At 53.5% G+C, this 22,770-nt stretch carries 23 protein-coding genes; 14 read left to right on the top strand and 9 right to left on the bottom strand.

What is annotated here, in order from left to right; translation table 11 throughout:
* The first annotated feature begins 174 nt into the window (after positions 1-174).
* From OXH16_17765 to OXH16_17755, 3 genes are read left to right on the top strand one after another with little or no spacing between them, the layout of a single operon-like run.
* A complete protein-coding gene (locus OXH16_17765) occupies positions 175-1,032 on the top strand; it encodes a phytanoyl-CoA dioxygenase family protein (GenBank protein MCY3683247.1) in 858 nt (285 codons plus the stop codon).
* Between the two features lie 23 nt (positions 1,033-1,055).
* Positions 1,056-1,934: a phytanoyl-CoA dioxygenase family protein gene (locus OXH16_17760; GenBank protein MCY3683246.1), complete on the top strand. Its 879-nt coding sequence runs from the start codon at positions 1,056-1,058 to the stop codon at positions 1,932-1,934.
* A gap of 13 nt (positions 1,935-1,947) precedes the next feature.
* Positions 1,948-2,847 (top strand): phytanoyl-CoA dioxygenase family protein, encoded by a 900-nt coding sequence (locus OXH16_17755; protein MCY3683245.1) that lies wholly within the window; start codon positions 1,948-1,950, stop codon positions 2,845-2,847.
* Between the two features lie 69 nt (positions 2,848-2,916).
* Here the strand turns inward: OXH16_17755 and OXH16_17750 are convergent, their stop codons facing one another.
* Genes OXH16_17750 through OXH16_17735 form a run of 4 tightly spaced genes read right to left on the bottom strand, consistent with a single transcriptional unit; the run spans position 2,917 to position 7,082 of the window.
* Positions 2,917-4,458: a dockerin type I domain-containing protein gene (locus OXH16_17750; protein ID MCY3683244.1), complete on the bottom strand. Its 1,542-nt coding sequence runs from the start codon at positions 4,456-4,458 to the stop codon at positions 2,917-2,919.
* Positions 4,459-4,462: 4 nt separating this feature from the next.
* Entirely contained in the window at positions 4,463-4,987 is a 525-nt protein-coding gene (locus OXH16_17745) for a redoxin domain-containing protein (GenBank protein ID MCY3683243.1), read from the bottom strand.
* Positions 4,988-4,991: 4 nt separating this feature from the next.
* Positions 4,992-6,227: a glucuronate isomerase gene (locus OXH16_17740; GenBank protein MCY3683242.1), complete on the bottom strand. Its 1,236-nt coding sequence runs from the start codon at positions 6,225-6,227 to the stop codon at positions 4,992-4,994.
* Positions 6,228-6,239: 12 nt separating this feature from the next.
* Positions 6,240-7,082 (bottom strand): HAD family hydrolase, encoded by an 843-nt coding sequence (locus tag OXH16_17735; GenBank protein MCY3683241.1) that lies wholly within the window; start codon positions 7,080-7,082, stop codon positions 6,240-6,242.
* A gap of 158 nt (positions 7,083-7,240) precedes the next feature.
* On the opposite strand from OXH16_17735, the gene OXH16_17730 reads away from it, so the two are divergent.
* Positions 7,241-8,089: a phytanoyl-CoA dioxygenase family protein gene (locus OXH16_17730; protein MCY3683240.1), complete on the top strand. Its 849-nt coding sequence runs from the start codon at positions 7,241-7,243 to the stop codon at positions 8,087-8,089.
* Between the two features lies 1 nt (position 8,090).
* Here OXH16_17730 and OXH16_17725 read toward each other — a convergent pair whose 3' ends face one another.
* Positions 8,091-8,933, bottom strand: a complete 843-nt coding sequence (locus OXH16_17725) for a phytanoyl-CoA dioxygenase family protein (GenBank protein MCY3683239.1) — start codon at positions 8,931-8,933, stop codon at positions 8,091-8,093.
* A gap of 161 nt (positions 8,934-9,094) precedes the next feature.
* The gene (locus tag OXH16_17720; GenBank protein MCY3683238.1) at positions 9,095-10,402 is read right to left on the bottom strand and encodes an endo-1,4-beta-xylanase; all 1,308 of its coding nucleotides are present in this window, start codon (positions 10,400-10,402) and stop codon (positions 9,095-9,097) included.
* A gap of 72 nt (positions 10,403-10,474) precedes the next feature.
* Here OXH16_17720 and OXH16_17715 point away from each other — a divergent pair, with 72 nt between their 5' ends.
* The 3 genes from OXH16_17715 to OXH16_17705 are packed head-to-tail and all read left to right on the top strand — an operon-like array spanning position 10,475 to position 14,219.
* On the top strand, positions 10,475-12,535 hold the full coding sequence (locus OXH16_17715; GenBank protein ID MCY3683237.1) for a hypothetical protein: 2,061 nt from the start codon (positions 10,475-10,477) through the stop codon (positions 12,533-12,535).
* Positions 12,532-13,131 (top strand): hypothetical protein, encoded by a 600-nt coding sequence (locus OXH16_17710; protein MCY3683236.1) that lies wholly within the window; start codon positions 12,532-12,534, stop codon positions 13,129-13,131. The genes OXH16_17715 and OXH16_17710 overlap by 4 nt, the downstream gene beginning before the upstream one ends.
* The gene (locus OXH16_17705; GenBank protein MCY3683235.1) at positions 13,131-14,219 is read left to right on the top strand and encodes a Gfo/Idh/MocA family oxidoreductase; all 1,089 of its coding nucleotides are present in this window, start codon (positions 13,131-13,133) and stop codon (positions 14,217-14,219) included. The genes OXH16_17710 and OXH16_17705 overlap by 1 nt, the downstream gene beginning before the upstream one ends.
* Positions 14,220-14,252: 33 nt before the next feature.
* On the opposite strand, the gene OXH16_17700 is transcribed toward OXH16_17705, so the two are convergent.
* From OXH16_17700 to OXH16_17690, 3 genes are read right to left on the bottom strand one after another with little or no spacing between them, the layout of a single operon-like run.
* Positions 14,253-14,480: a hypothetical protein gene (locus OXH16_17700; GenBank protein MCY3683234.1), complete on the bottom strand. Its 228-nt coding sequence runs from the start codon at positions 14,478-14,480 to the stop codon at positions 14,253-14,255.
* Positions 14,481-14,502: 22 nt separating this feature from the next.
* The gene (locus OXH16_17695; GenBank protein ID MCY3683233.1) at positions 14,503-15,777 is read right to left on the bottom strand and encodes a DUF3102 domain-containing protein; all 1,275 of its coding nucleotides are present in this window, start codon (positions 15,775-15,777) and stop codon (positions 14,503-14,505) included.
* Complete coding sequence (locus OXH16_17690) at positions 15,758-16,018, bottom strand: hypothetical protein (GenBank protein MCY3683232.1); 261 nt, start codon at positions 16,016-16,018, stop codon at positions 15,758-15,760. Before OXH16_17690 ends, OXH16_17695 begins: the two co-directional genes overlap by 20 nt.
* Before the next feature lie 219 nt (positions 16,019-16,237).
* Between OXH16_17690 and OXH16_17685 the strand changes: the two genes are divergently transcribed.
* The 7 genes from OXH16_17685 (at position 16,238) to OXH16_17655 (ending at position 22,566) form a co-directional block, all read left to right on the top strand.
* Positions 16,238-16,882, top strand: a complete 645-nt coding sequence (locus tag OXH16_17685; GenBank protein ID MCY3683231.1) for a helix-turn-helix transcriptional regulator — start codon at positions 16,238-16,240, stop codon at positions 16,880-16,882.
* A 577-nt stretch (positions 16,883-17,459) separates the two neighbouring features.
* Positions 17,460-18,119, top strand: a complete 660-nt coding sequence (locus OXH16_17680; GenBank protein ID MCY3683230.1) for a hypothetical protein — start codon at positions 17,460-17,462, stop codon at positions 18,117-18,119.
* Between the two features lie 42 nt (positions 18,120-18,161).
* The gene (locus tag OXH16_17675) at positions 18,162-18,557 is read left to right on the top strand and encodes a hypothetical protein (GenBank protein MCY3683229.1); all 396 of its coding nucleotides are present in this window, start codon (positions 18,162-18,164) and stop codon (positions 18,555-18,557) included.
* A gap of 9 nt (positions 18,558-18,566) precedes the next feature.
* Positions 18,567-19,253, top strand: a complete 687-nt coding sequence (locus tag OXH16_17670) for a DUF2589 domain-containing protein (GenBank protein MCY3683228.1) — start codon at positions 18,567-18,569, stop codon at positions 19,251-19,253.
* Between the two features lie 296 nt (positions 19,254-19,549).
* Positions 19,550-21,286 carry a collagen-like protein gene (locus tag OXH16_17665; protein MCY3683227.1) on the top strand — a complete coding sequence of 579 codons (1,737 nt, stop codon included), beginning with the start codon at positions 19,550-19,552 and terminating at the stop codon, positions 21,284-21,286.
* A 131-nt stretch (positions 21,287-21,417) separates the two neighbouring features.
* Entirely contained in the window at positions 21,418-21,912 is a 495-nt protein-coding gene (locus tag OXH16_17660; protein MCY3683226.1) for a hypothetical protein, read from the top strand.
* Positions 21,913-22,008: 96 nt separating this feature from the next.
* Positions 22,009-22,566 (top strand): 2OG-Fe(II) oxygenase, encoded by a 558-nt coding sequence (locus OXH16_17655; GenBank protein MCY3683225.1) that lies wholly within the window; start codon positions 22,009-22,011, stop codon positions 22,564-22,566.
* Positions 22,567-22,770: the final 204 nt, after the last annotated feature.

The following is a 22,770-nucleotide window of genomic DNA, read 5'->3' as shown; positions in this document are numbered from 1 at the left end:
GACGAATAGAAATACATACTGATTTTGGGAGGATGGGCGGGGTTCGTTGATTCGTTGATTCGTTGATTCGTTTTTTCTTCCCCTACCCTGTCGAAAAAAATTGACTTTTGAAAATTTTAGGTTCATTCATATTTATCTTAAGAAATATTCACCTGTTTCAAGAGGAGATGCCTTATGGATGCGCGCGAGCGGTATTTCTGGGATTTGACGGGATACCTCGTCGTGAAGGGCGTGTTGTCAGAAGAGGAGGTTGTGCGGGCGAATGATATTGTGGATCGCTACTGGGACCGGGTTGAGGTCGGCGGTTCAACGGCGAGAGATTCGGTTGCTTTTGCCGGTACGGGGCGTCCTATGTTGCCCGGTATTCTCGAGTTTCCAGAGCCGGATTGCGACCCTTTTCGAGAGATGCTGGCACATCCGGTGCTGGTGAAGTATCTCAATGTGATGTGTGGCACGGGATTTCGGCTGGATCACGGTCCGATGTTTATTGTGAGTAATAAGGGTACGGCAGGCCATACGATGCATGGAAATGGCGAGCCACATCGGCCGTATGTTGCGTATCACCATCAGAATGGCAAGCCGTGGGTGGGTGGTGTGACTGTGGCGTGGCAGTTGCACGATTGCGAGGAGGGTATGGGTGGATTTGCCTGTGTGCCTTCGAGCCATAAGTCGATGTTTCCGATGCCCAAAGGTGTGAGTACAGGAGATGACGATATGGGCTTGATCAAGCAGCCGGTAGTGGAGGCTGGCGATGTTGTCTTTTTTATGGATAGCGCGCAATCACACGGGGCAACGCCGTGGAAGTTGGATTCGACGCGGCGGTCCATTTTGTTCAAATACACAGCGCGTACCTGTGCGCGGAGCGGTCCTTCGCAAGCGGTGTCTCCGCCTGAGATTTATTGGGATCGAGAAATTGTCGAGGATATGACGCCCGAGCAGTTGTCGGTTATGTATGGTCCCTATTCCAATCACAGGGGCCGCGTGCCATCTCTGGAGGTCGGGGAAGATGGGGTCGTGCGGATAGAGGAGTAGCCTAAGAATAGGAGCGTTTTACCATGGGTAATAATCTTTATACAGTGAGCGAAGAGGAGAAGTACTTTTTTGACCTGCGCGGCTATCTGGTCGTGCGGGGTGCTCTGTCTGCGGATGAGGTCAAGATGTGTAATGATGCGATTGATCACTACGGGGATAAGATCAGGACGCGGTCTATTGAAGATGGCGGTCTGGCGCGGGGTTCGTCCGTGCTTACGGGTAAAGAGGGGCGACGCGAGCTTACGGGTATGCTGGGCTGGCCCGAACCGTATCGCGAGCCGTTTCGGAGGTTGCTGGTTCATCCGGTTGTGGTGAGTCGTTTGAATGAGTTTAGCGGCAAGGGTTTTCGTCTGGATCACGGGCCGCTGTTGATTAGCGCGCACAAGGGTGCAGAGGGTCATACACTGCACGGTGGGGGTGAACCGTTTAGCCAGTCGGTGTGGTATCACCAGCAGAATGGGAAGATTTTCTGTCGGGGTATTACTGTGGCGTGGCAGTTGACGGATGTGAATGAGGGCGATGGCGGTTTTGCCTGTGTGCCGGGGAGCCATAAGACAGCTGAGCCGACACCCGCTGAGGTGCGTTCCGTTGAGGACGATATGGGGCTGGTTTATCAACCGGTGATGCAGGCGGGCGATGTGCTCTTTTTTGCGGAGACGATGACGCATGGTACGCTGCCGTGGTGTAGCGATGGGGAGCGGCGTTCTGTGCTTTACAAATACGCTTCTCGCGCAGCGGCTCGCGCTGTGGGTAAGTTTTTTACGCCCGAGGATCGCTATGGGGATTGGGTCAGTGAGTTGACGCCTGAACAACAAGCTGTTTTGTACGGTCCCGGGGTTCACCACGGGGGGCAGTTGCCTCTGCTGGAGTCCGATGGCGAGACGACGCGGGTGGTGTCGTGAGAAGGAGCAAATAATGAATGCCAAAGAGCGGTACTACTGGGATGTGACGGGGCATCTGGTGGTGCGCGATGTTCTGTCACGAGAAGCGTTGGATGCGGTGAACAATGTGCTGGATTATGTTATTGGCACTGGTATTGTTCACCAGAGTGAGGATAATCACGGGGCAGCGGATTCTGCGTTTTTGCGGGGGACGGGTTCGCGCTGGGCACACGGGGCGAATTTGCTGGAGTTGCCCCGGCCGTATTGCGATCCCGTTCGCAATTTGCTGGCTCATCCGGTTATTGTGAAGTATTTGAATGTGATGTGTGGGAGGGGTTTCAGGCTGGATCACGGTCCCCAGTTTAATAATGCGGTGAAGGGTACGGCGGGTCTGGTTTTGCACGGCGCAGGGGAGCCGCATCGGGAGTATGTGGCTTATCACCACCAGAATGGCGAGATGTATTGCGGCGGGGTTACTGTGACGTGGAATTTGACGGATTGTCCAGAGGGCAAGGGGGGGTTTGCTGCGGTGCCCGGGTCACATAAGTCGAAGTTTCGGATGCCGATTGGGGTTCGCAATTGCGATGAGGATATGGGGACGGTTGCCAATCCGGGGATTCGAGCCGGAGATGTGCTGTTTTTTATGGATGGCGCGCAAACGCACGGGACGCATCCATGGCAAAATGATCACGACCGCCGGTCTATTCTTTTTAAGTACGCTGCCCGCACGGCTACGCGGCAGGGTCCGTCGAATGCGGTTTGTCATCCCGAAGTTTTTTGGGATGGCGAGATTGTTGATGGGATGTCGATGGAGGAGCGTGCGGTGATGTACGGTCCTTGTTCTGCGCCGCCAAACGATGAGATGTTTCTAATGGTTGAAGAGGATGGTGCGGTTCGGCTGGAGAATACGCGGGGGCAACAGGCTGCGGATTAATGTTGTTGTGTAGGGGTAAAAGACCGTTCGCCCATTGTTGTAGGGGCAACCCTTGTGGTTGCCCTTTTTTTATTCCGCATATTGATTGGCGAAGATGATAAAGTCGGTGAAGTTGATGTGTCCATCTCCGTTGAGGTCAAAGTGTCGCTGATAGCTGGTGTCGCCCCGGTTCAGGCCAAAGTTCTGGATGAATAGGAGAAAGTCGGCGAAGTCCCGTTGTCCATTGCCATTGAAGTCTATGCTTATTTCGCCGCCCCTGCCAACGGTGAGGGCGATGTTTTCGTCGCCTGGTCGGTAGGGTATGTATTCCATGACCGCCAGGAGCATTTCATCGGTGGTTTTGTCGCCCCATGTCAAGGTGCGGGGGGGATAATTGGGGTTGAGTGGGTTGTTTGTGGTGTTGTCGTAGGTGGCAATGGCGTGGATTTGGGATCCCGCAGCTATTTTTTGATATTGGGTGAAGGTGTAATTGCCCTGCCAGTTAAAATCCCAGTCTTGAATACGGATGAGGTTGGTGCGGTTGCCCTGTGGGTCCGTGGCATAGATTTCCCAGGATTTGCCCAATAAGTGCATGTGGGGGTAGATGGACAGGAGGCTGATGTCCCGATTGATGAAGAGTGTTGTGTGAAATGTTATGATCTGGTCTTTCGGGATGACAAAGAGTTTGTCGATTTTGATTTTTTCTACGGGGGTGCCGCCGTGTCGTTCTTCTCCGATCAGGACCCTGAATATTCTGCTCAGTGTTTTACCGTCCGTGGTGAGCGGTGCAAAGCTGATAAAGCCGACTTCTCGTTCGATGGGTTCTTTTTTGAAGAATATGTTGACGCTGGATTGATCGGATTCAGCAAGGGGCCAGGGTGCGTAGTGTACCTGGATCAGTAAGTCGGAGTTTTTGGGCAGTATGTGTCCAACGCCTTTGGGATATATCGGGGGTTTTGCGCCGGGTGTATATCCGGGGAGGACGACAGCGGTTGGCGCGCCGAATGCACCAAAGGATTCGTATCCGTATTCTTCCGGGGTTTCGAGGTCTCTTTGGCGGGCAGTGCCCGTGATGTCGGCGCCGATGAGGGCGTGGTGGACGATTCTGCTGTTGCCGGGGCGAAATTCAACGGCTTCAATTTCCCGGTCTTCTGTGAGGTGGGTTGGGATGACGAAGACCTGGTACTGGTCCTCGTTGTCGCCGCGGATTGTGAAGGGTTCTGCCATGGTGAGTACGAGGTCTGGGGTGCCGAGTACAGAGCCTGTTGGAAATTCCGGCATGGGGGCTTCAAGGGCGATGTCGCCCTGGGGAAAGCCGGCGTTGACCCAGTTTGAGATGGTGTTGATTTCCGTTTTGGTGAGGGTTCTCGCGCCGATGTGCTGGCTGTAGTTGTAATCGGGTTTCCAGGGGGGCATGTACTGGGTTTCTGTGACGTATTTGATCATGTCTGCATATGCCGCGATTTCGCTGTAATTTGTGAGGGGCATAGGCCCTATTTCACCGTTGCGATGACACGATGTGCAGTTGTTGTATATGATGGACGAGACGTGTTCGCTAAAGGTGGGGGTTTTCGCGTGTGGCGAGGCAACGGCGAGGAGGATCGCGAGTATGGAGAGGGTTATCGGGCGCATGGCTTTATTCCTTTGTATTTTGCCATGAGGTTATGATGCAGCCAATGGCCTGGGTTTGGCGAAATGCCGGGGGTTTTTCGTTCTTTAGAGAATTCAGTACATCTGCGAGGTCGTGGGCGGTGATGATGCGGCGTCTTTTGCCCAGGCTCGCAAAGGTGTTGTCAATGCGGCCCCGATAGATGGCGGTGTGCGATGTGTCGGCGACGACGACTTCTGGCGTGATCGTTGCCCCCAGGCGGTTTACCCAGGTGTGGGTGGTGTCTCCGATGCAGGTGAATGGCAAGGCGTATTTTTCTTTGAACGCGGCAATTGTGGCTGGGGTGGAGAGTCGATTGGGGAATACGCCGATGAATTCGAGTTTTTCAGAGGCGTATTCTGTGTGCAATTCTTTGAGTGTTAAGGTGTAATGCCGCGAGACCGGACAGGTTTCTCCCATAAAGATATAGATTTTATACGATGCACACAACCCCGTTCCGGATGAAAGGAGGAGGGCGATGGTGATGGTTGTGATGTTGTAACGCCAGTTCATGTGTTTAGTCCAGTAATTTGCCTCCGCCAAACATGGTGGCGATGTCGCGCTGGATGTCCGCCGGGGTGAGGGGCCAGCCCGCGTTGCGAAGCGATTCGTATTTGTCGATGAAGACGGGGGCTATGACGCCGATGGAGTGGGTCCATTTGTAGAGGAGCTGGTCCAGGATGCGGGCGTCGGAGTGCTGGGGTACAAAGCTGGTGCCGAGGAGTTCGAGGCGTTCGGCTGTGATTTCCCGGATGATGCTGGGGTTGTTCAAGAACCACCAGCAGCCAAAGGGGTGTACGTTGGGGAATTTTCGGCCCGTGACGCAGAGTTCGTGCTGGTTTTCGCGCGAGAGGAGGGTGATGAGGAAGTTGACGTCGGGCCAGTCGCGCGCGATGCGTTCGAGGTTGGCGATGTCCCATTTGCCCAGGCTGTCGCCGCCGTCTTTGAGGATGGGGTTGACTTGCCGGGTGACGCCGATCATCATTGCCGAGGGGATCTGGAGTTCCCGGGCTGTGGGATATACGACGTTGCCCATCATTTGGGAGATGCTGTCTTCAGAGGGGTAGGCAAAGTCCGGGGGGAGCGATATGGCCATGTATCGGGCGTTCATTTTTTGTGCCCAGTCGGTGAGGTAGCGGCGCAGTTCCGCAAAGGTTTTGTCGGATAGGCTTTCTTCTACGTCGTATCCCAGGGCGCGGAGTTTGTCGGCGGGGGCGGGCCAGTTCATGAGCGCGCTGTCCAGGCGCAGGACAGCCCTGAAGCGCGGGTCGATTTCCACACCCTGTTGCCACATGGGTCCTTCGGTGTCGTCGAGGGGATCGTTGGTCATATAGACGCAGGCGATACCGGCGCTTTCAAAGACCATGTCGGTGTATTCTTCAGGTGTTTTTGATTTGTGGAATGCGCGAAATTCGGACAGGTCTTTTGCGCGGGGGTTCAGTCCCAGGCGGTTCATGACGGTGACGACGCCGAGTTGGGCTTCAGAGATTGGGGAGCTGTTGCCGACGAAGAGTTGTTGCCAGATGATGTCGGCCTGTTCGGCGGCGGGCATGTTGTTGAATGTGTCAACTGCGATGCCTTCGGGCAACATGCGCGAGCATTCGGCTTTGAGGTAGTGATAGGTGAGGAGTTCGTCGGGTCCGGCCAGGTAGAGTTCGCCCATGGAGGCGGGGTAGAGGTGGGTGTGTATATCGACGATGGCGTGGTTTTGAAATGCGTTGTGTACGGCTTCTGCGATTGAAAAATCGGACATCATAGTTCTCCCTTATATTTTTAAATAAAAGCCTTCAACTAATTCTAAAAATTCGCGCCAGCTTTTGATTTCGACGTGGGGGTCGGGTCCATCGAGTGGGGCGTCCAACCGGTTGTACCAGATGGCGCCCATGCCGGCGTTGTGCGCGGCTGCGATGTCGTATTGGGGCGAGTTGCCCACGTACCATAAGTCGGCGGGTTTGAAGCCGAGTTTGGCGGCGGCGGTTTCCAGGAGGAGGGGATGGGGTTTGCGTACCCAGTAGTCGGCGCTGGACATGAGGAAGCGGAAGTAGTCCGCGATTCCCTGTTGTTCGATTTCCCATATCAATGTGTTGCCGCAAAATGCGGCGTTGCTGACGATGCCCATGGGGATGTTTTTGTTTCGCAATATTTCGAGGACGTATTCTACGCCCGGTTCGGGCTGCCACGATGTTGCCGCACGCCAGAATACGCGTTCGACTTCTTCAGGGGTGCGGTCAAAGGTGATGTGCAGGGCTTCATAGACGTGGCGCTGGATGATGTGGGGATGAAATTCTACCTGTGCTTTTTCCCTGCGGGGTATGAGGTCGCGGTTGAGTCTTTTTATGTGGTTGTCAATGTCTTCGACTGTGTAACCCAATGGGTTGTCGGCGATGTTAAGTGTGGCCGCATGCCCGGCTTCTGGATCGAATTTGAGGTATGTCAAGAGGGTGTCGCCCAGGTCAAATAAGATGCCGAGGGGTTTTTGCAAGGTGAGCCGTTCTTCGAGCAGGGGTTGTGGTTCTTCTTCCTCGATGAGCGGTTCTTCCTCGATTTCTTCACCGCGTGTGGTTTCAGGTGTGCGTTCACGCATGTTTTTTGGGTTTTGTCGTTCCATGGTTGAATGTCCATTTCGCTGTGTTTCCAAATTATATAATGAGAAGGGAAATGAGGCAAGTGAAAGAAATTGTAGTAAAAAATGCTATGGCTTTTCATAGCTCAAAAGTTTATCATAACTTGCGATATGAATAGACTATGTTGACAAGGAGCGTGACAATGGTTCCAGATCTCGATGTTTATTTGTTTGACCTGCGCGGGTACTTGCATTTGGAGGGGGCGCTGACGGCTGATGAGGTTCAGGTGTTGAACGGTTGTTTGGATGAGATTCCCGCGCTGAAGCCGGGGGAGTGGTACGGGTATATTAATGGACATTCGTATGGCGATGTGACGTCGGGGATCAATTATCAGCAGATTTACGAGGCGGGCGAGCCGTTTGAGAAGCTGATTGATCATCCGTCGTGGTTTGAACATGTGAAGCTTTTTATCGGTGCAGAGGGGTCGTTTGATCACCATCACGGTCCGATGTTTATCGATGAGTGTTTTGCCAATTTTCGGGAGCCGGGCGAGGCGATTGGGTTGCATTCGGGCGGGTTTCCGCCGATTGCGAGGAATCAGTTCCGATATCACGGGGGGCGGTTTATGTGCGGGCAGGTGAATGTGCTGATGGCGCTGACGGATATCGGTCCGGGCGATGGGGGGACGATGTTGATTCCGGGGAGTCACAAGGCGAATTTCAGGCATCCGTTTTACGATAAGCAGAGGATGGGAGAGGACAGGTCTGTGGAGGGTACGGTGGGCGCGATTGAGGTGTTTATGAAGGCGGGCGATGCGCTCGTTTTTGTGGATGGGATTTCACACGGGTCTGCGAAGCGGGTGAATGCGGGGACGCGGCGCGTTGTGGTGTATCGATACGGGCCTTCGTGGGGGAATTTTAGGCACGGGTACCAGCCGTCGCCAGAGTTGCTGGAACGCCTCACACCCCAACGCCGCCGTATTGTGCAACCGCAGGTACCGCTCCCACGAGAACCGCAGGTGAGAGATAAGGGTGAGCTGCAGGATAGGTAGGTCAGCACGTCACGCCGAGTTCATCGCCGCCGAAGATGGCGAGGCGTTCTTTTGCGGTCATTTCCTCGGTGCTTTTGGGGCGGTAGTGGTATTGAAGTGCCCTGCGGCGGTGAGCGGATTGGTTGGTTGGGCTGCCGTGATGGGTCATGCCGTGCCAGAAGAGGCATCCGCCGGGGTCGAGGGGGACGGTGACGTTTCTGGGGACGGCGACGTCGGTGTCGCATATTTGCCAGTCGCGCCGCCTGAAATGCGGGATGGGTCCTTCGCGGTGGGAGCCGGGGATGATGTGCAAGCATCCGTTTTCTTCTGTGGCGTTGTCAATGGCGATCCATACGCCGACGACGGTGGTGCCGACGGGGTAGTTGAAGTACGCGCAGTCCTGATGCCAGGGTTTTTCGCGGCCGATGTGCGGGGGTTTGATCAGTCCCATGTCCTGAAAGAGTACGGGGGTGTCGTCCATCATGCGGGAGAGGACGGAGAGGATGTTGGGGTCGTGGGCGAGGTCGTTGAGCCGGGTGTCGTGATCGACGAATTTCCAGATTTTGCGCACGCTGTCGCGGCGCGCTTCGTCTGTGAGTTCGGAAAAGTGTCCGCGTTTGGCGGCTTCGGCCATTACGCCTTTGAAGTCCTGGCTCTTGCCGTCGATGAGGTCCCACATGGCCTGGCCCGCGGATTCGATTTGTTGTGGCGTGAATGCCCGTTGAATGGCGAGGTATCCCTGTTCGTGGAATCGGGCGATTTGACGGTCGTCGATGTCGGCGAGGGTGTCGAGATAGTCTGCCCGTCTGGTGGTTTCGTAGAGGGATGGTTCATGCATCGCGATGGGTGTTTCGGCGGTTGCCATGGGAGGCTCCTGTGAAGTGTGACTTTCAGGGGTTGTCAATTGCCATAAGCCTGAACAAAAATAAGGAAATCTTCAAGGTCGATAAAACCATTTCTGTCTAAATCGGCTGTTGCATTAAATGTGGAATCGCCAATTTTTTTCCGAAATTCTGATATTTATGGCTAATGTCCCCTGTTCTGAAGTGCTTCGACAAATCCATCGTAAGCCGGTTTGGGCTGGAGGTGATCATCGAATAAGAGCGGCCATTCGGGACGGCCCTGACTTCGGCCAGCCTGTATGAGCCAGGTGTCCGGGTCCGCTATTCCCCATATCGTGATGCCAAACCGCTGTGCTTCCGGTACCTGGTGGAAAGCTGTCACGATTTCTATGACGCGCTTTTTTTGCAATTCGAGCCGCGCCTGGGTCGGTTCGGACAGGTCACCGTCGGGATTGATGCGGATGTCCAGTTCGGAGATGTGTAGTTTGAGTCCCCGTCGTATGATCTCGTCAATGGTTTCTCGTATTGCCGAGATGTCTGGAGAGTTGTAGGAAATATGCATTTGCAAACCGACCCCGTCTATGGGAATGCCGCGTGTCTGGAAATCATCCAGCATGTTGAGCATGCCAGCGCGCTTGGCGCGGGCCCAGGGCTGCGATGTGCCGTAATCGTTGTAAAATAGCAATACATCGGGGTCTGCTTCACGGGCATACTGAAACATGCGGGCGATGTAGTCATTCCCCATGCGCTGGCTGAACAAGTTGTCGCGCACCTTTCCTCTACCGTCAATGCCTTCGTTGACCACGTCCCAACTGACGACCCGCCCGCGATACCGCTGTACCACTGTTGTGATATATTCCTTTATGGCCGCTTCAAAGGCCGCATTGTCTCCCGAGAAGTTTTCCAGCCAGGCAGGCACGGTATTGTGCCATAGCAACGTATGCCCATGGACCTGCATGTTGTTGGCTTCCGCAAAATCTACGAGCGCGTCTGCTCTGCGCCAGTCATAGGTGCCGGGTCCCGTTGATATGGGCTTCGGCTTCATTTCCCATCCGCCGGTTATGCTGCTGAACGTCCTTTTGACGATAGACACCCGGGCATCATCGGTCAAATACTTTGTCTGGAGGGATACCCCCACCGGATAATCGGCCAGATCTTTCAGTTCAACAGATTGACCGAAGGCCGCGACAAATGCGAGAAAGTCCTGGAAATTAACGGTGTTGTCGCCATTAAAATCCATTTTGCTATCAAAACCTTCCTCTGATGAAGTCTTTCCGAAGGCCACGGCAAATGCGAGAAAGTCCTGGAAATCAATCTGCCGATTGCCATCAAAATCTGCGCGTGCCAGGTCGGTTTGTGCATGGGCAAGACTGGTCAGAATAGGTGTTATTCCCAGTGCGATACATAAAAGGATTTTTGTGTGTTTTTGCACGATGCCAGATAAGTAGTGGGTGAGCATTTCTCTATCGCTAAGTTTGTCTTGCCAGTCCATCGGGTTCTGGCTACTTTTGGTATCGCATTTTACACATCTTTCCACCATGTGTCAATAATATCGGAGTGCATTATGTCTAAAGCTCAACCCCTACCACTTCCTCAGGATTTTAATCCCGAGACTTTTATGCTGGCTCGCTGGGAAGAGGGGAAGACGTATCACGCGCCGCGTCAGGCGGCTGAGTTTGCCAATGATCTTCTGGCGAATGGTGCGCGCGAGGATGTCGATTTGGCTGAAAAGGTTCTCGATGCGATGCTGGCGTGTCAGGAGACCCGTGAGGGCGATCCTCATTTGGGGAATTTTCTCTGGGAGCGCGAGGACGAGGTGGTGGAAGATTTGAATGCGGTCCAGTTTTGTCTTTTTCAGCTTATTCCACTGATGATTAACTATGGGGATGTGCTTTCTGCGGATTTGCAAGACCGCGTCCGGCAGAGTATTCGCCTGGGGCTGGAAGAGGTTCGCCGGATTGATGTTCATTTTCGCTATACGAATATTGTGGTTAAGGATATTACCAATACGTGTTTGGGCGGGGAGTTGCTTGGGGATGAGGCGTTCAAGAGTCGGGGGTATAAGAAGTTCCGGGCGTGGATGGATTTTACGACCCGAAATGGCTGTGCGTACGAGTTTAATAGTCCCGGTTACGCGAATGTGGCGATGCGCGTTTTGCACAGGCTGGGCGAATTGGTGCAGCACAAGCCCACGCGCATTGGCGCCAGGGCGATGTGCGCGCGTATTGGTCTTTCCGCAGCCCTGCATATTCATCGGCCTACGGGGCGCTGGGCAGGTCCTTTTAGCCGGGCGTACCGGCACGCGCTTTTTTGCCAGTCGCCGCCGGAGATTGGTGATTTTCGCGCGTATATTGAGGCGGGTATTCTTCCCGATTGGCTGTCCGATGCGGTTGATTATCGGCCGGAGACGTTTTTTCTCTCGGAGACGGCTGATTCGGAAAATGGCGTAGGGATTTCCACGTATCACAGTTCTTCGTTTGCGCTGGGGGTTTCTTCTCAGGAGCTTCGCAGTCAGACGAATCGCTTTATTACGGGGCAGTCGAGTGTTTTTGTCGCGCATCACAAGACGGGTACGGAGCAAACGGGTGTTATTTATTCCCGGTATGTGCTGGATGATCACTGGCTCGGGTCTTTTCGGTCAACGCCCGCGCGGTCCAATGATCAGATTCTTTTTGAGGAGGGGCAGTGTCACAATGTCCAGGATGGTTCTCGGGCGATTGTGCTCTATTCGCCGAAGGATCTGGGGGCGATGGCGCCGCGGAGCAGTGCCAAAGCCGTTGTGTGCTGGCACGATCGCGGGTTGGTGGATGAGATTTGGGTCAATGATGAGAAGGTGGAGAGTTTGCCGTTCGATGTCCCGGATGGTGCTACGGTTGGTGTTGCGATCGGTCCGGTTTTTTCCGCGATTCGTCCGCTTGCGCGTACGGATTTGGGGCGGAATGCGCCTCTTCGTCTGGTGGAATATGGCACACATCTTTTTTTTGAGCTGTATAATTATCTGGGTCCGTCCAAGACGTTCTGGGAGCAGGGGCATCCGGGTTCTTTTTTTCAGGGTAAGCCCCGGTGCGGTTTTTATGCGGAGATGGCTGAGCGTTCGGATTATGCGGATGTGCAGTCTTTTGTGCGGGCGGTTGCTGGTGGTGTTCTGAAGGATGATGCTGCGCCTCCTGTGACTTATGATGCGGGGAAGACGCGGCCGTGGTCTGTGGAATATACCCGGGATGGGGAGCGTCTCGGTATTGAGATTGATTTGCTGGCGTGGGTTCTCAGGAGACGCTGGACGCAGGAGGGTATTCTGGGCTGGTCCCCGCTTGAGTCGCCACTCGCCCGTCAGAGCAGTGCGGGCAAGGTTTCGGTTGGAGACGCTACGCTGATCTGCGGAAGTCAGCCCGCATGGCTTTTTGCATGTTCGGAGACCGAGTGCTATGTGGCGGCTTTTTACGGGGTGGAGTCTGAACCGCTGACGCTTACGGTGCCCGAGGGGGAGGTGCATGTTGAGGCTATGGGGACGGGTACTGTTGTCTGGGATAAGGGGGATGTTACCGTCGAAGCTGTCCAGTGCGCGGGTGTCGAGATCGCGGGTGGGCATCTGGTTTCTCGTGTTACAGCGGAGGAGGGCGCGTGAAGATTTTACTGACGGGTTTTGAACCCTGGGCAGAGTGGTCGTCCAATCCATCGGGTGCTGTGGCTGAGTCTCTGGATGGGGCTTCGATTGGTGAATGCGAGGTTGTTTCGGCTGTGTTGCCGGTTGTTCACGGGGCGGATATTGATCGGGTTGCCCAGTTGATAGTAGAACACGAGCCAGTGGCGGTGGTGTGTTTGGGGTTGCACGGTTCTGCTTCTGCGCTGCATGTCGAGCGCGTTGGGATTAATTTGAAGGTGATAGATGGGGTCGATTATCCCATTGTTGAGGGGGGGCCGGATGCCTATTTTTCCACGTTGCCGACCCGGGCTATGGTTGAGCGGATGGTGGATGCCAAAGTGCCGGCGAGGCTGACGTATTCGGCGGGTACGTTTTTGTGCAATCACATTATGTATTCTGTGTTGCATCTGGTCGCTGAGGATGATTTGCCCGCGGGTTTTATTCATGTGCCGCCTACGCCAGAGCTTGTTGCGGAACTGGGCAGGTCGCAGCCGAGTATGGCGTTGGAGACGATTCGGACAGGTGTGGTTGCCGGGGTTACGGCTGTGGTGGAAAATATAAAGGTCAGGAGGGTGTGATGGCAAAGATCAGGATGGGGGTTGTTGGTTGCGGGGCGATTGCACAGGTGCAGCATATGCCGAATTTGGGGATTTTGCACGCGCTTTATGAGGTGACGTGGGTGTGCGATATTTCGCCGGGGTTGGCGCGGTGGCTGGCAGAGGTTTTTGGCGTGCCGAATTATACGACGGATCCGCACGAGTTGTTACAGGCGCGGGATGTGGATGCGGTGATTTTGTGTCATGCGGATCCGAAGACGGAATTGGCGGTGGCGGCTTTTGCGGCGGGTAAGCATGTGTTTATTGAGAAGCCGATGTGCTATTCGCTGGAGGAAGTGGATGCGATATGTGCCGCGAGGGAGCGGGCGGGTACAGTGGGGCAGGTGGGCTATATGAAGGTCTATGATCCGGCGTATGAGTTGGCACGGGAGGAGGTGGGGGATGCGGGCGATGTGCGTTTTGTGCAGGTGAATCATTTGCATCCGAATAATAATTTGCATTTGAAGCAGTTTGAGTTGACTTATTTTGACGATTTGCCACCCGAGGCGGCAGTCGAGAGAAACAAAGCACGGCAGGCGGCTTTGAGGCAGGCGGTGGGCGATGTGTCGGATGATGCTGCGCGGGCGTTTTTTACGCTGTCGGGGAGTATGATTCACGATTTGTACGGTTTGCGTCTGATGCTGGGGAATCCGACGCGCGTGGTGAGTACCGAGGTGTGGCAGGGTGGCCGGGCGATGACGACGATTTTGGAATATGCATCGGGGGCGCGGTGTGTGGCTACGTGGATCGATTTGCCCGATTTGTGGCATTTTAAGGAGACGCTCGAGGTTCACAAGGACGATAAGCGCGTTATTCTGTCGTATCCCACGGGTTTTGCACGGGGGATTTTGTCAACGCTGGATGTGCTGGAGATTCACGCCAATGGGTCTCACGGTACGCGCAGTCCCGAGATTGATTGGGAGAGTCCGTTTGTGAGAGAGCTTCGGCATTTTTACGCGTGTATTAAAGATGGCGAGCCGTGCCGCACACCCGTGGAGGATGCGCGGTATGATATTGCGTTGATTATCGATATTACACGGGGGTATTTGGATGGGGGTGTGAAGAAATAAAACACGCCTCGTCGCTTCAGCGCAGGGCGTGCTTCAAAAGTGGCATTTTTCCCATAGCGAAATGAGAGACGACGACAATACCCGCAAATAGCCAGACTCTTGCGTGGTTGCCAATTCGCCCGCTTTGATCGCGCGATAGATTGCAGATCTGGAGCATCCGATCCTGGATGAGAGGATAGAAACAGACCAGGATTTGAGCTTGGAAATGTTTTCGATTTCCGCTGGCGTAATCCGCGCAATAAATGATCTTCCTAAAACCATAACTTCCTCCTTAATTTCTACTTCAGGATTTTCTTTTTTCGATGGTGCAATACTGTCCGGCTTGTTCCCTCTCGGCACGCACTGGCAAGCATGCGCCCAATGTGCCCGTAAAAACCACTTTGTTTTCATATATGACCACCCATCCGTCAGCGGACTCGATTTCTGTCTGTTTTATAGTCGTTGGTTTTTTTTTCACGGGGACAGTGGCGGCAAAACGGTCAACCTCGTCTGGATTAAACCGATACTCTTCCTCTTTGTATCGCCCCGGTTTTCGTGTGTAGGCGATGCGACCATCCTTCACGGCCCCATACAGCAAGTGTATTTTGACTCCAGCGCGCTCGGCAGCCTCGCGTGTGGTGAGTAGGTGGCCCTTGTTTTTTCCTGGTTCATTTTTTTGGCGGCAGGGCTTTTCTTCATTCTCATTATGCCCTGCCGCCGCCCCGTGCGGTAATCTCTCCCCTGCAGAGTCCGCAAAGGGATGTGGGGTGAGGTTGCATGGCTCTTCTGTCTGGATACGCCCATAGATTGTCCCTATTTTCTGGTTCAGTGTGTGGCGCATAGTGGTCGATAGCTGCTGCCAGTCCTCTGAGGCCAGGATAGCGTCGTTTTCCGGGTTTTCATACATCTCCCCAACCGCCTCTGTGAGAACTGAGAGTGATTCGGTGGCGCGGAGAAAGACACGGTTGATCTTCGCCAGAGGCGCGGGATGATCGACAGCTTGTGGGGCTTTTTGTTCGCGTGCGGTTTTGGCACTGAATTGCCTGTCTTTTTTTTGGGGGAGATCCTCTTTGGGTTGCTCGTTTTTAGCGCGTTCCTTGCGGTATTTCTCCCGGAGGCTACCTATGGGCGTATCTTTTATCTCGTCTATCGGTCGCCCCAAAAAATGCCCGGTCTCCATCGCTTCATCTACATCCTGTTCGGTGGTATTGGATACAGCTATGAGCATCTTTGTCTTTGACTTGCCTGCGATCCGGCGCAGGAACGCAAGGGCATGTGGCGATTTGGATTCGATGACCCACCGGGCGATTTGCATGCATTCTTGTGCTCGTCGTTTTGGGAATTTCATTTCATTTTTAAGCCATTGGATAAATGCTCCGTGAGGCAGTTCTTTTTTTACCCAAAGCAGTTCTTTTCCGATCTTGAAGATCGCCACATCTATCGTGTCGATGTGGCGCCGGATGCGGCGCGTACTCCGCTCGAGAGAAAATGGCTTCCCGTCTGTGTAGGGTGTGATATCGAACTGTTCGATCTCCGTCGCCTGAGTATCTCTCACAGGTTCAAGCGATCCGTTTTGCATTTTTCCTCCTGTAGGGGATAGATACGCCATCGGCGAGTAACCATCGGCGACCATTGATCACACACTTCACTATGCCTGCGGATTCAAGGGTGATGAGTGCGCGATAGGATTGGTCATGAGTAATGCCAGCGCACTGCGCGATGTCGCGTGTACCGAGCGGGTGATGCTTGTTGCGCTGGAGGGCGCGAATCACAGCAACGGCGTTGAGGATAGAACTATTAAGGTATAGAGATTTAGGCATTTAAGGTACCTTTTGGAGATGGAAAATCATTTGACTATTTGCGAGTTTGGGTATATTTATATTACACCACATGTCTATATGTGTGTTGTTATAGACGGGTGGGGGGTCGTTGGGGAACGGTTAGCCCTCACCCGTTGTTTTGTCTGTTAATTTTCCAAATGAAAATAAAAACAAACGACTAATCTGGCAATAATTTTCAAAAAGTGAATTATTTGGTGCATGGAAAATCACGGGTCAAATATTCGCAAGATTCGCAATCGGCGGGGCATTAAATCGTACCAGTTGGCCGAGAAATTGGGCTGGTCTCGTACAAAAATGAGCTTGATTGAGTCGGGAGAGCGCCGGTTGTATTTTTTGGATGCAGAACGCATTGCAGAAGCACTGGGCGTCTCAATCAGGGAATTGTCCAGTGGCGTGATGATCTGTGATATGACCTTTGGCGGGAGGATCAGGCAGTTGCGGATTGATAGGGGGTGGTCACAGGATGATGTGGCTGACCGCCTCAGTATCCTGAGTATTCAGCTATCGAAATGGGAACAAGACGAAACAGAACCGTCTGCCACAAATATAGTGCGATTGGCGAGAATATTTGGGGTTTCGGTTTCATTTCTTTTGGATGGTGTAGATGATAGAGCGGCAGAGGATGGCACAGACGCGGATGGCACAGAAGATGACCAGAACTTAGATTTTAACGCCGAAATATATGCACTCGCCGCAGAGCTGCTCGAAGCCGATAGAAAGCATCCGGGCATGAAAGAGGGCTTTCTTCTGCTTTTGCGAGAAGGGCTTTTAGATACACCCGAAGATCGCGAGGATTTGCTGTCTCTCGTTGATATATTTCAGCGTCGAGCTCGGAGGCGATAACCTCCTTTTGGGGGGTGTTTTTCATATGTCTTCTATGTAATTTAATAGTGGGAGAAGAAGTGGTAACTGAAAGAATATAAACTTGTTAGAGCGAATGGCAATAATTTTTTTAAAAAATTAGACATACGTTTGTATCAGATTAAGTTATAATGTCTCAAAAGTCAATAAGTCCTGCAACCGGTTTCAGAATCTCACCTGACGGTTAATTTTTTTATAAGCGCGAACTTCGCGCTTTTCAGAGACGTTGGCGACATACCCGAAGGCCTGGATACTCATTATCTAATAACGATTTTCTCTAAAAATAAGACTGGATGCACAAGCATTCAGTCTTATTTTTTTTCCCAAAATCTGCCACATAACGCAACACGCCTAAAATTACAAAAACACATTTTGTGAGCGTTAAGCATCGCCTGGCGCTCTTTCTTTTTTGGGAAAAACTGTCACGCCAAATTTGTTTCACTCCTCTATATCCCTCTATATTTGCCCCGCATCACGCACCCTCACGACACAAATATAATCGGAAGGCTATCGGGATATGATCGCGTTCATCTATAAAACCATCTCAAAGGGGTTGTAAATGCTCCATTCACTGATGTTTTTATGTCGCCACTGGCCCAGGTCGGGCTTTGGGTTCCTGTTGGGCGTGAGCGGCAGCCTTGGGATACACGTTTATTTTTTTGATTACAATGTCGTTGAAGAGATTGACCAGGATCAGTTTTTGGCATTTACAGACCAGGTTATTGCATTCGAAGGTGGCTGGAAACGGGGAGATGATGCGTCGTATGCCGGGGTGGATTCATTGTCGCACCCGAATAGCCCACTGTGGGGTTATGATCTGTCATCATCCCCATCAGACGCAATAAAACGAGAGGTCTATCGCATCTATATGCAGGACTACTACCAACGCATGCGCATCCACGATTTGCCGCAGGCGATTGGATTTTTGATTTATGACTTCGGCGTTCATTCTGGCGTATATACCAGCGTAAAGGCAGCTCAGCAAATCGCGTTCACAAACCCACATGAAATCGACGGCTACATGGGCGCACATACTGTCCGGGCGCTTCAAAAAGCTGGTAATGGGCTCAGTCTGAGTCTCACTTTCCAGCGCCTGGCGCACTACGCGAACATCATTGCGAAAAATCCTGCAAAAGAAGCAAAATACGCATTGGGATGGACGCATCGCGCAAAGCGCGCATTTATCTACGCCAAAACCCTACAACACACAGGAGATTAGATATGTCGTTTATGGATTTTTGGAAACCGGCGAGGTCGGGCTGTGAAATTTTCTGATTTCATTTTGGGGCTGATCCAGGGATGCTCTTGTGCCTCGATAGAGGCGCGCAAATTTGCCCGAGACCATCTGTACAGTCACACAGAACAAGACGGTGATGTTCATAAACTGCGTGAAACAAAATTCCAGGTGGGTGGGCTGGATGCTTCTGTTCACGATTTTGGCCTGGAACACAGTGATGTGATCGATATAGACCGCACCAAATTCTCAATCGAGACAGACATTTACGAAGACGGGGAAGGAGACCTTTGTGTCTCGCTGTCTCGCAATCTTTTTAAGAAGCGCTCAGCAATCCATATTGAAGTAGAATGCGTCATGCGGACAGCGCCAGAGTCCGCAGAAAAAATCCGCGATCTGGCAAACAAAAGAATCAAAAAATAGGAGGTTATTGTGGCAGACGATCAATATGAAGCACGCGAACAGAACATGCTAAACTCTATGCCATCGCATATGGCCGGGTTTATGTTGGGGGCTATTCAGGCAGACGCGGCTGGAAAACGACAGGCAGCCTCTCTGTTGCTCGACTTTCTGAAGCAGGGCAATGTCAACCTGGATATGTTTGTCACCCTTATCGGAATGTCAGAAAAGATGCAGATGGGGATGAACCTTCCCGCTGCATTCTTTGGCGACCACGATATGTTAGCCGCTGATGAGGTCACACTTGATTTCAATCTCGACGTGCATGCCGAGCAGTCAGACGACTTTCAACTGCACTCCAAAACGCATGCCGAGGGACACGGGTCTATATCTTTTGGGTTTTTTGGGAAGATCGGCATGGGATTTAGTGCTGATGTCGGTGTGGATAATGACCGCAAACGCTCGTCGGATTATACCTCTGGATGTAAAGTCCAGGTGGTTATGAAACAAAAACCAGCGCCTGAGACTGTGAAGCTCATTTTGGATATGATGGCACAGGTGACGAAGATGGCCTCGCAGGCTAATAAGGAGATCGTACGCGCACAGCAAAACCAGATCCTGGAAAAAGTGCAGAACGATCCGCCCGATCTGACCCCGCCACCCGAAGATAATGGCGACGGCGGCACACCCAAGAACACACGGCAAAAGAAGGCGGCTTAATCAAAAACCTGCGCAGCCGTCAGGCGCGGCAGGTGATATTCAGGTGGCAGGTGCTCCCCCTCTCCCCATAAAGACATGCCAGGAGAAATAGTGTCACGCCAAAACTTGTCATTTTTTTTTGCGCCCTCTATACTCTCACTGCGCGCACCGCACATCAAAAAGAATATGGTCTGACGGTGAGATATATCGGATTTTGGCGGGTTCAGATGTGCCCTGTCATTTCGTTGAGATCACAATTCAGGCTATAGAGATGCAAGAGCAGTAAAACCAACTACAAACGTTCAAAGGAGATTATTATGAGCAACACACCAGGTACTCCAGAAGTTCCAGGCACTCCAGGTACGCCAGGTGTTCCAGGTGCTCCAGGTATGCCAGGTACGCCAGGTACGCCAGAAGTTCCAGGCACTCCAGAAGTTCCAGGCACTCCAGGTACGCCAGGTGCTCCAGGTGCTCCAGGTGCTCCAGGTACGCCAGGTACGCCAGGCACACCAGAAGTTCCAGGCACACCAGAAGTTCCAGGCATTCCAGGTACGCCAGGTGTTCCAGGTGCTCCAGGTACGCCAGGTACTCCAGGTACTCCAGAAGTTCCAGGCATTCCAGGTCCACCCGGTCCGACAGGTCCTACGGGTCCGGCAGGTTCGCCAGGTTCACGAGGTCGGAGAGGTGCGGCAGGTCCGGCAGGTCCACGAGGTCAGAGAGGTGCGGCAGGTTCGCCAGGTCCACGAGGTCGGAGAGGTCCAGCAGGTCCGACCGGTCCAGCAGGCGGTCCTCCCGGTCCAGCAGGTCCGACCGGTCCAGCAGGCCCAGCGGGAGGTCCCCCAGGCCCGCCCGGATTAGATGGCTCAGACGGCGTCCCAGGCGCCCCAGGTCCGACCGGCCTGCCCGGCGTAGATGGACAAGCAGGTACACCAGGCAGTGATGGAGCACCCGGCGCAGACGGGATGCCCGGTCCTCCCGGATTAGATGGTGCAGACGGCGTCCCAGGCCCGACTGGCCTGCCCGGTTCTCCTGGTCCAATAGGTCCGGAGGGACCGGCAGGAGCCGCTGGCATAGATGGGATATCGGGTCCAGCAGGCGCAGACGGGACGCCTGGCGCAGACGGACAAGCAGGCACACCAGGCAGTGATGGGGCACCCGGCGCAGACGGGATGCCCGGTCCGCAAGGCGCAAAAGGCGATAAGGGCGATCCGGGTCCACCCGGTCCTGAAGGTCCACCCGGTCCTGAAGGTCCAATGGGTTGGGAGGGCGATCCGGGTTCACCCGGTCCTGAAGGTCCACCCGGTCCTCCTGGTTCGAAAGGTGCTAAAGGTGACACTGGAGCCCGAGGTCTGGCAGGTCCACCCGGTCCAAAGGGCGATAAGGGTGACACCGGAGTCCGAGGTGCACAAGGACCAAAAGGTGCTAAAGGTGACACTGGTCCACGAGGTTCTATCGGTCCACCCGGTCCTGAAGGTCCAATGGGTTGGGAGGGCGATCCGGGTCCACCCGGTCCTACGGGTCCTGCTGGTTCAGATGGTTCCCCCGGTCCGACTGGACCTGCTGGCACGGACGGTTCCCCTGGTCCGACTGGACCTGCTGGTTCAGATGGTTCCCCCGGTCCTACGGGTCCTGCTGGTTCAGATGGTTCCCCCGGTCCTACGGGTCCTGCTGGCACAGATGGCTCCCCTGGTCCGACTGGACCTGCCGGTTCAGATGGCTCCCCTGGTCCGACTGGACCTCCCGGTTCAGATGGTTCCCCCGGTCCTACAGGTCCTCCTGGTCCGACTGGACCTCCCGGTACAGACGGTACAGATGGCACAGATGGCTACCCTGGTCCTACAGGTCCTCCTGGTCCGACTGGACCTCCCGGTACAGACGGTACAGATGGCACAGATGGTTCCCCTGGTCCAACTGGACCTCCCGGTCCGTCAGGTCCTCCCGGTCCTCCCGGTCCTCCCGGTCCGTCAGGTCCTCCCGGTCAGGACGCGGACGGAGCAGGTGAGTATGATCAAGGGTATCAGGATGGATACGACGACGGTAGCGCAAACTGCTAATAACAATATGCAGATGTCGCACGGGTATTCACAGAGGTATCTATTGAGAAGAAATCAAGGCGCGAGGCAAGATATGCCTCGCGCCTAATAGGAATATGTAAAGGCGTTACATAAAAAACAGGAGGTTAATAATGCCCATAAACGCCTCACTGACTGAACAGCTGACCGAACTCTGGCCGACCGATCAGTTCGCACATTCTGCTTTCGTTCTGCCCGACGGCCGACTGATTGGAAGAAGTACAAACGACAGGCCCCCAACCCATATCTCAGTAGCACAATCTATCGGACTCTCCGGCGATGATGCTGGTGTGCGCGCGTTGATGGAACAGACGCAGGCCGTCCGTATCCGCTCATTGCCGAATGCGCAGATACCACCGCCAGCGATGAACTATTTCGATTGTGTCGTGCCGCCAACATTGGCGCAAATGAAAATTATGATCCAAAATTTTTCACCACAGGCAGGTATAACCGGGGAGTTACAGCCAAAAGAAGGCAGGTTTTTTCGGCATGTTTTCGATGAATCACTCTCGCTCCGAACCCTGCGCCGATTTCATGTCATATACAGGGGATATCAGAAGGGGTATCAGAAGGGGTATCAGAAGGGAGTTGCAGGTGGCGATGGATGACGTCAGAGTCAGCAAGGCACAAACAGATTATCAGAAGGCTTATAACACAAGGTCCGCAGAAGAGCAGGGCCAACCAAAACGAGGAGATAACAAGACATGGTAGAGACACACCCACCATTTTTGATGGTCGGAAGATTTTTCACTCCAACCCAATGCCAGGAACTAATCACGCATGCATATACGGTGGGGTGGAAGGAGTCCACGGTGCTGGGAGGCAAGACGGACGGCATAAGGCACTCGGATGTGGTGTTCATCTCAGGGGAGACATACCAGAACCACTGGATTCGTCATCTCATTACCACCCGAAGCGCGTCTATATCTGACCTTATGGGGATCAAATGTGCGCCAGAGCACATCGAGAGCGTACAGATCTCGAAGTACAACGAGGGCGGCTATTACGACTGGCACACAGATCACGCAGCGGGTGGTCACTACGATCTCGGGCATCCGGGATTCGACAGAAAAATATCCCTTGTTGTTGCCCTGGATGCATCGGCGGATGGTGGATTGGAATTGGAGAATGTCGGTATGGTCCGGCTGAACCCCGGTGATGCTATTGTTTTTTCTTCCCTGTCACGGCACCGAGCACCCACCCAAAATGAGGGGGTTCGGCACTCCATGGCAATATGGATTCCTGGGCCGCGATGGACATAGAAAGGAGGTGAATATAATGGCTTAATAGTCATCATAGTACATCACGCAATTCCCTGCCAAAGTGACTGTTGGCAGGGAATTTTTTTACCAAAATGAGAATAGCAAACAAATAGTGTCCCGCCAAAACTTGTCATTTTTTTTTGCGCTCACTATACTCTCACTGCGCGCACCGCACATCAAAAAGAATATGGTCTGACGGTGAGA

The organism is Gemmatimonadota bacterium, from assembly GCA_026705765.1.
In the GTDB taxonomy this organism is placed as follows: Bacteria; Latescibacterota; UBA2968; order UBA2968; family UBA2968; genus VXRD01.
Note: the sequence above shows the minus strand (reverse complement) of the source record. Positions and strands in the feature narration are given on the sequence as shown.

Bases quoted from the DNA above. Each gene is read 5' to 3' on its own strand.
- OXH16_17765 (MCY3683247.1), top strand. From the start codon at position 175: ATGGATGCGCGCGAGCGGTATTTCTGGGATTTGACGGGATACCTCGTC.
- OXH16_17760 (MCY3683246.1), top strand. From the start codon at position 1,056: ATGGGTAATAATCTTTATACAGTGAGCGAAGAGGAGAAGTACTTTTTT.
- OXH16_17755 (MCY3683245.1), top strand. From the start codon at position 1,948: ATGAATGCCAAAGAGCGGTACTACTGGGATGTGACGGGGCATCTGGTG.
- OXH16_17750 (MCY3683244.1), bottom strand. From the start codon at position 4,458: ATGCGCCCGATAACCCTCTCCATACTCGCGATCCTCCTCGCCGTTGCC.
- OXH16_17745 (MCY3683243.1), bottom strand. From the start codon at position 4,987: ATGAACTGGCGTTACAACATCACAACCATCACCATCGCCCTCCTCCTT.
- OXH16_17740 (MCY3683242.1), bottom strand. From the start codon at position 6,227: ATGTCCGATTTTTCAATCGCAGAAGCCGTACACAACGCATTTCAAAAC.
- OXH16_17735 (MCY3683241.1), bottom strand. From the start codon at position 7,082: ATGGAACGACAAAACCCAAAAAACATGCGTGAACGCACACCTGAAACC.
- OXH16_17730 (MCY3683240.1), top strand. From the start codon at position 7,241: ATGGTTCCAGATCTCGATGTTTATTTGTTTGACCTGCGCGGGTACTTG.
- OXH16_17725 (MCY3683239.1), bottom strand. From the start codon at position 8,933: ATGGCAACCGCCGAAACACCCATCGCGATGCATGAACCATCCCTCTAC.
- OXH16_17720 (MCY3683238.1), bottom strand. From the start codon at position 10,402: ATGGACTGGCAAGACAAACTTAGCGATAGAGAAATGCTCACCCACTAC.
- OXH16_17715 (MCY3683237.1), top strand. From the start codon at position 10,475: ATGTCTAAAGCTCAACCCCTACCACTTCCTCAGGATTTTAATCCCGAG.
- OXH16_17705 (MCY3683235.1), top strand. From the start codon at position 13,131: ATGGCAAAGATCAGGATGGGGGTTGTTGGTTGCGGGGCGATTGCACAG.
- OXH16_17700 (MCY3683234.1), bottom strand. From the start codon at position 14,480: ATGGTTTTAGGAAGATCATTTATTGCGCGGATTACGCCAGCGGAAATC.
- OXH16_17695 (MCY3683233.1), bottom strand. From the start codon at position 15,777: ATGCAAAACGGATCGCTTGAACCTGTGAGAGATACTCAGGCGACGGAG.
- OXH16_17690 (MCY3683232.1), bottom strand. From the start codon at position 16,018: ATGCCTAAATCTCTATACCTTAATAGTTCTATCCTCAACGCCGTTGCT.
- OXH16_17685 (MCY3683231.1), top strand. From the start codon at position 16,238: ATGGAAAATCACGGGTCAAATATTCGCAAGATTCGCAATCGGCGGGGC.
- OXH16_17680 (MCY3683230.1), top strand. From the start codon at position 17,460: ATGCTCCATTCACTGATGTTTTTATGTCGCCACTGGCCCAGGTCGGGC.
- OXH16_17665 (MCY3683227.1), top strand. From the start codon at position 19,550: ATGAGCAACACACCAGGTACTCCAGAAGTTCCAGGCACTCCAGGTACG.
- OXH16_17660 (MCY3683226.1), top strand. From the start codon at position 21,418: ATGCCCATAAACGCCTCACTGACTGAACAGCTGACCGAACTCTGGCCG.
- OXH16_17655 (MCY3683225.1), top strand. From the start codon at position 22,009: ATGGTAGAGACACACCCACCATTTTTGATGGTCGGAAGATTTTTCACT.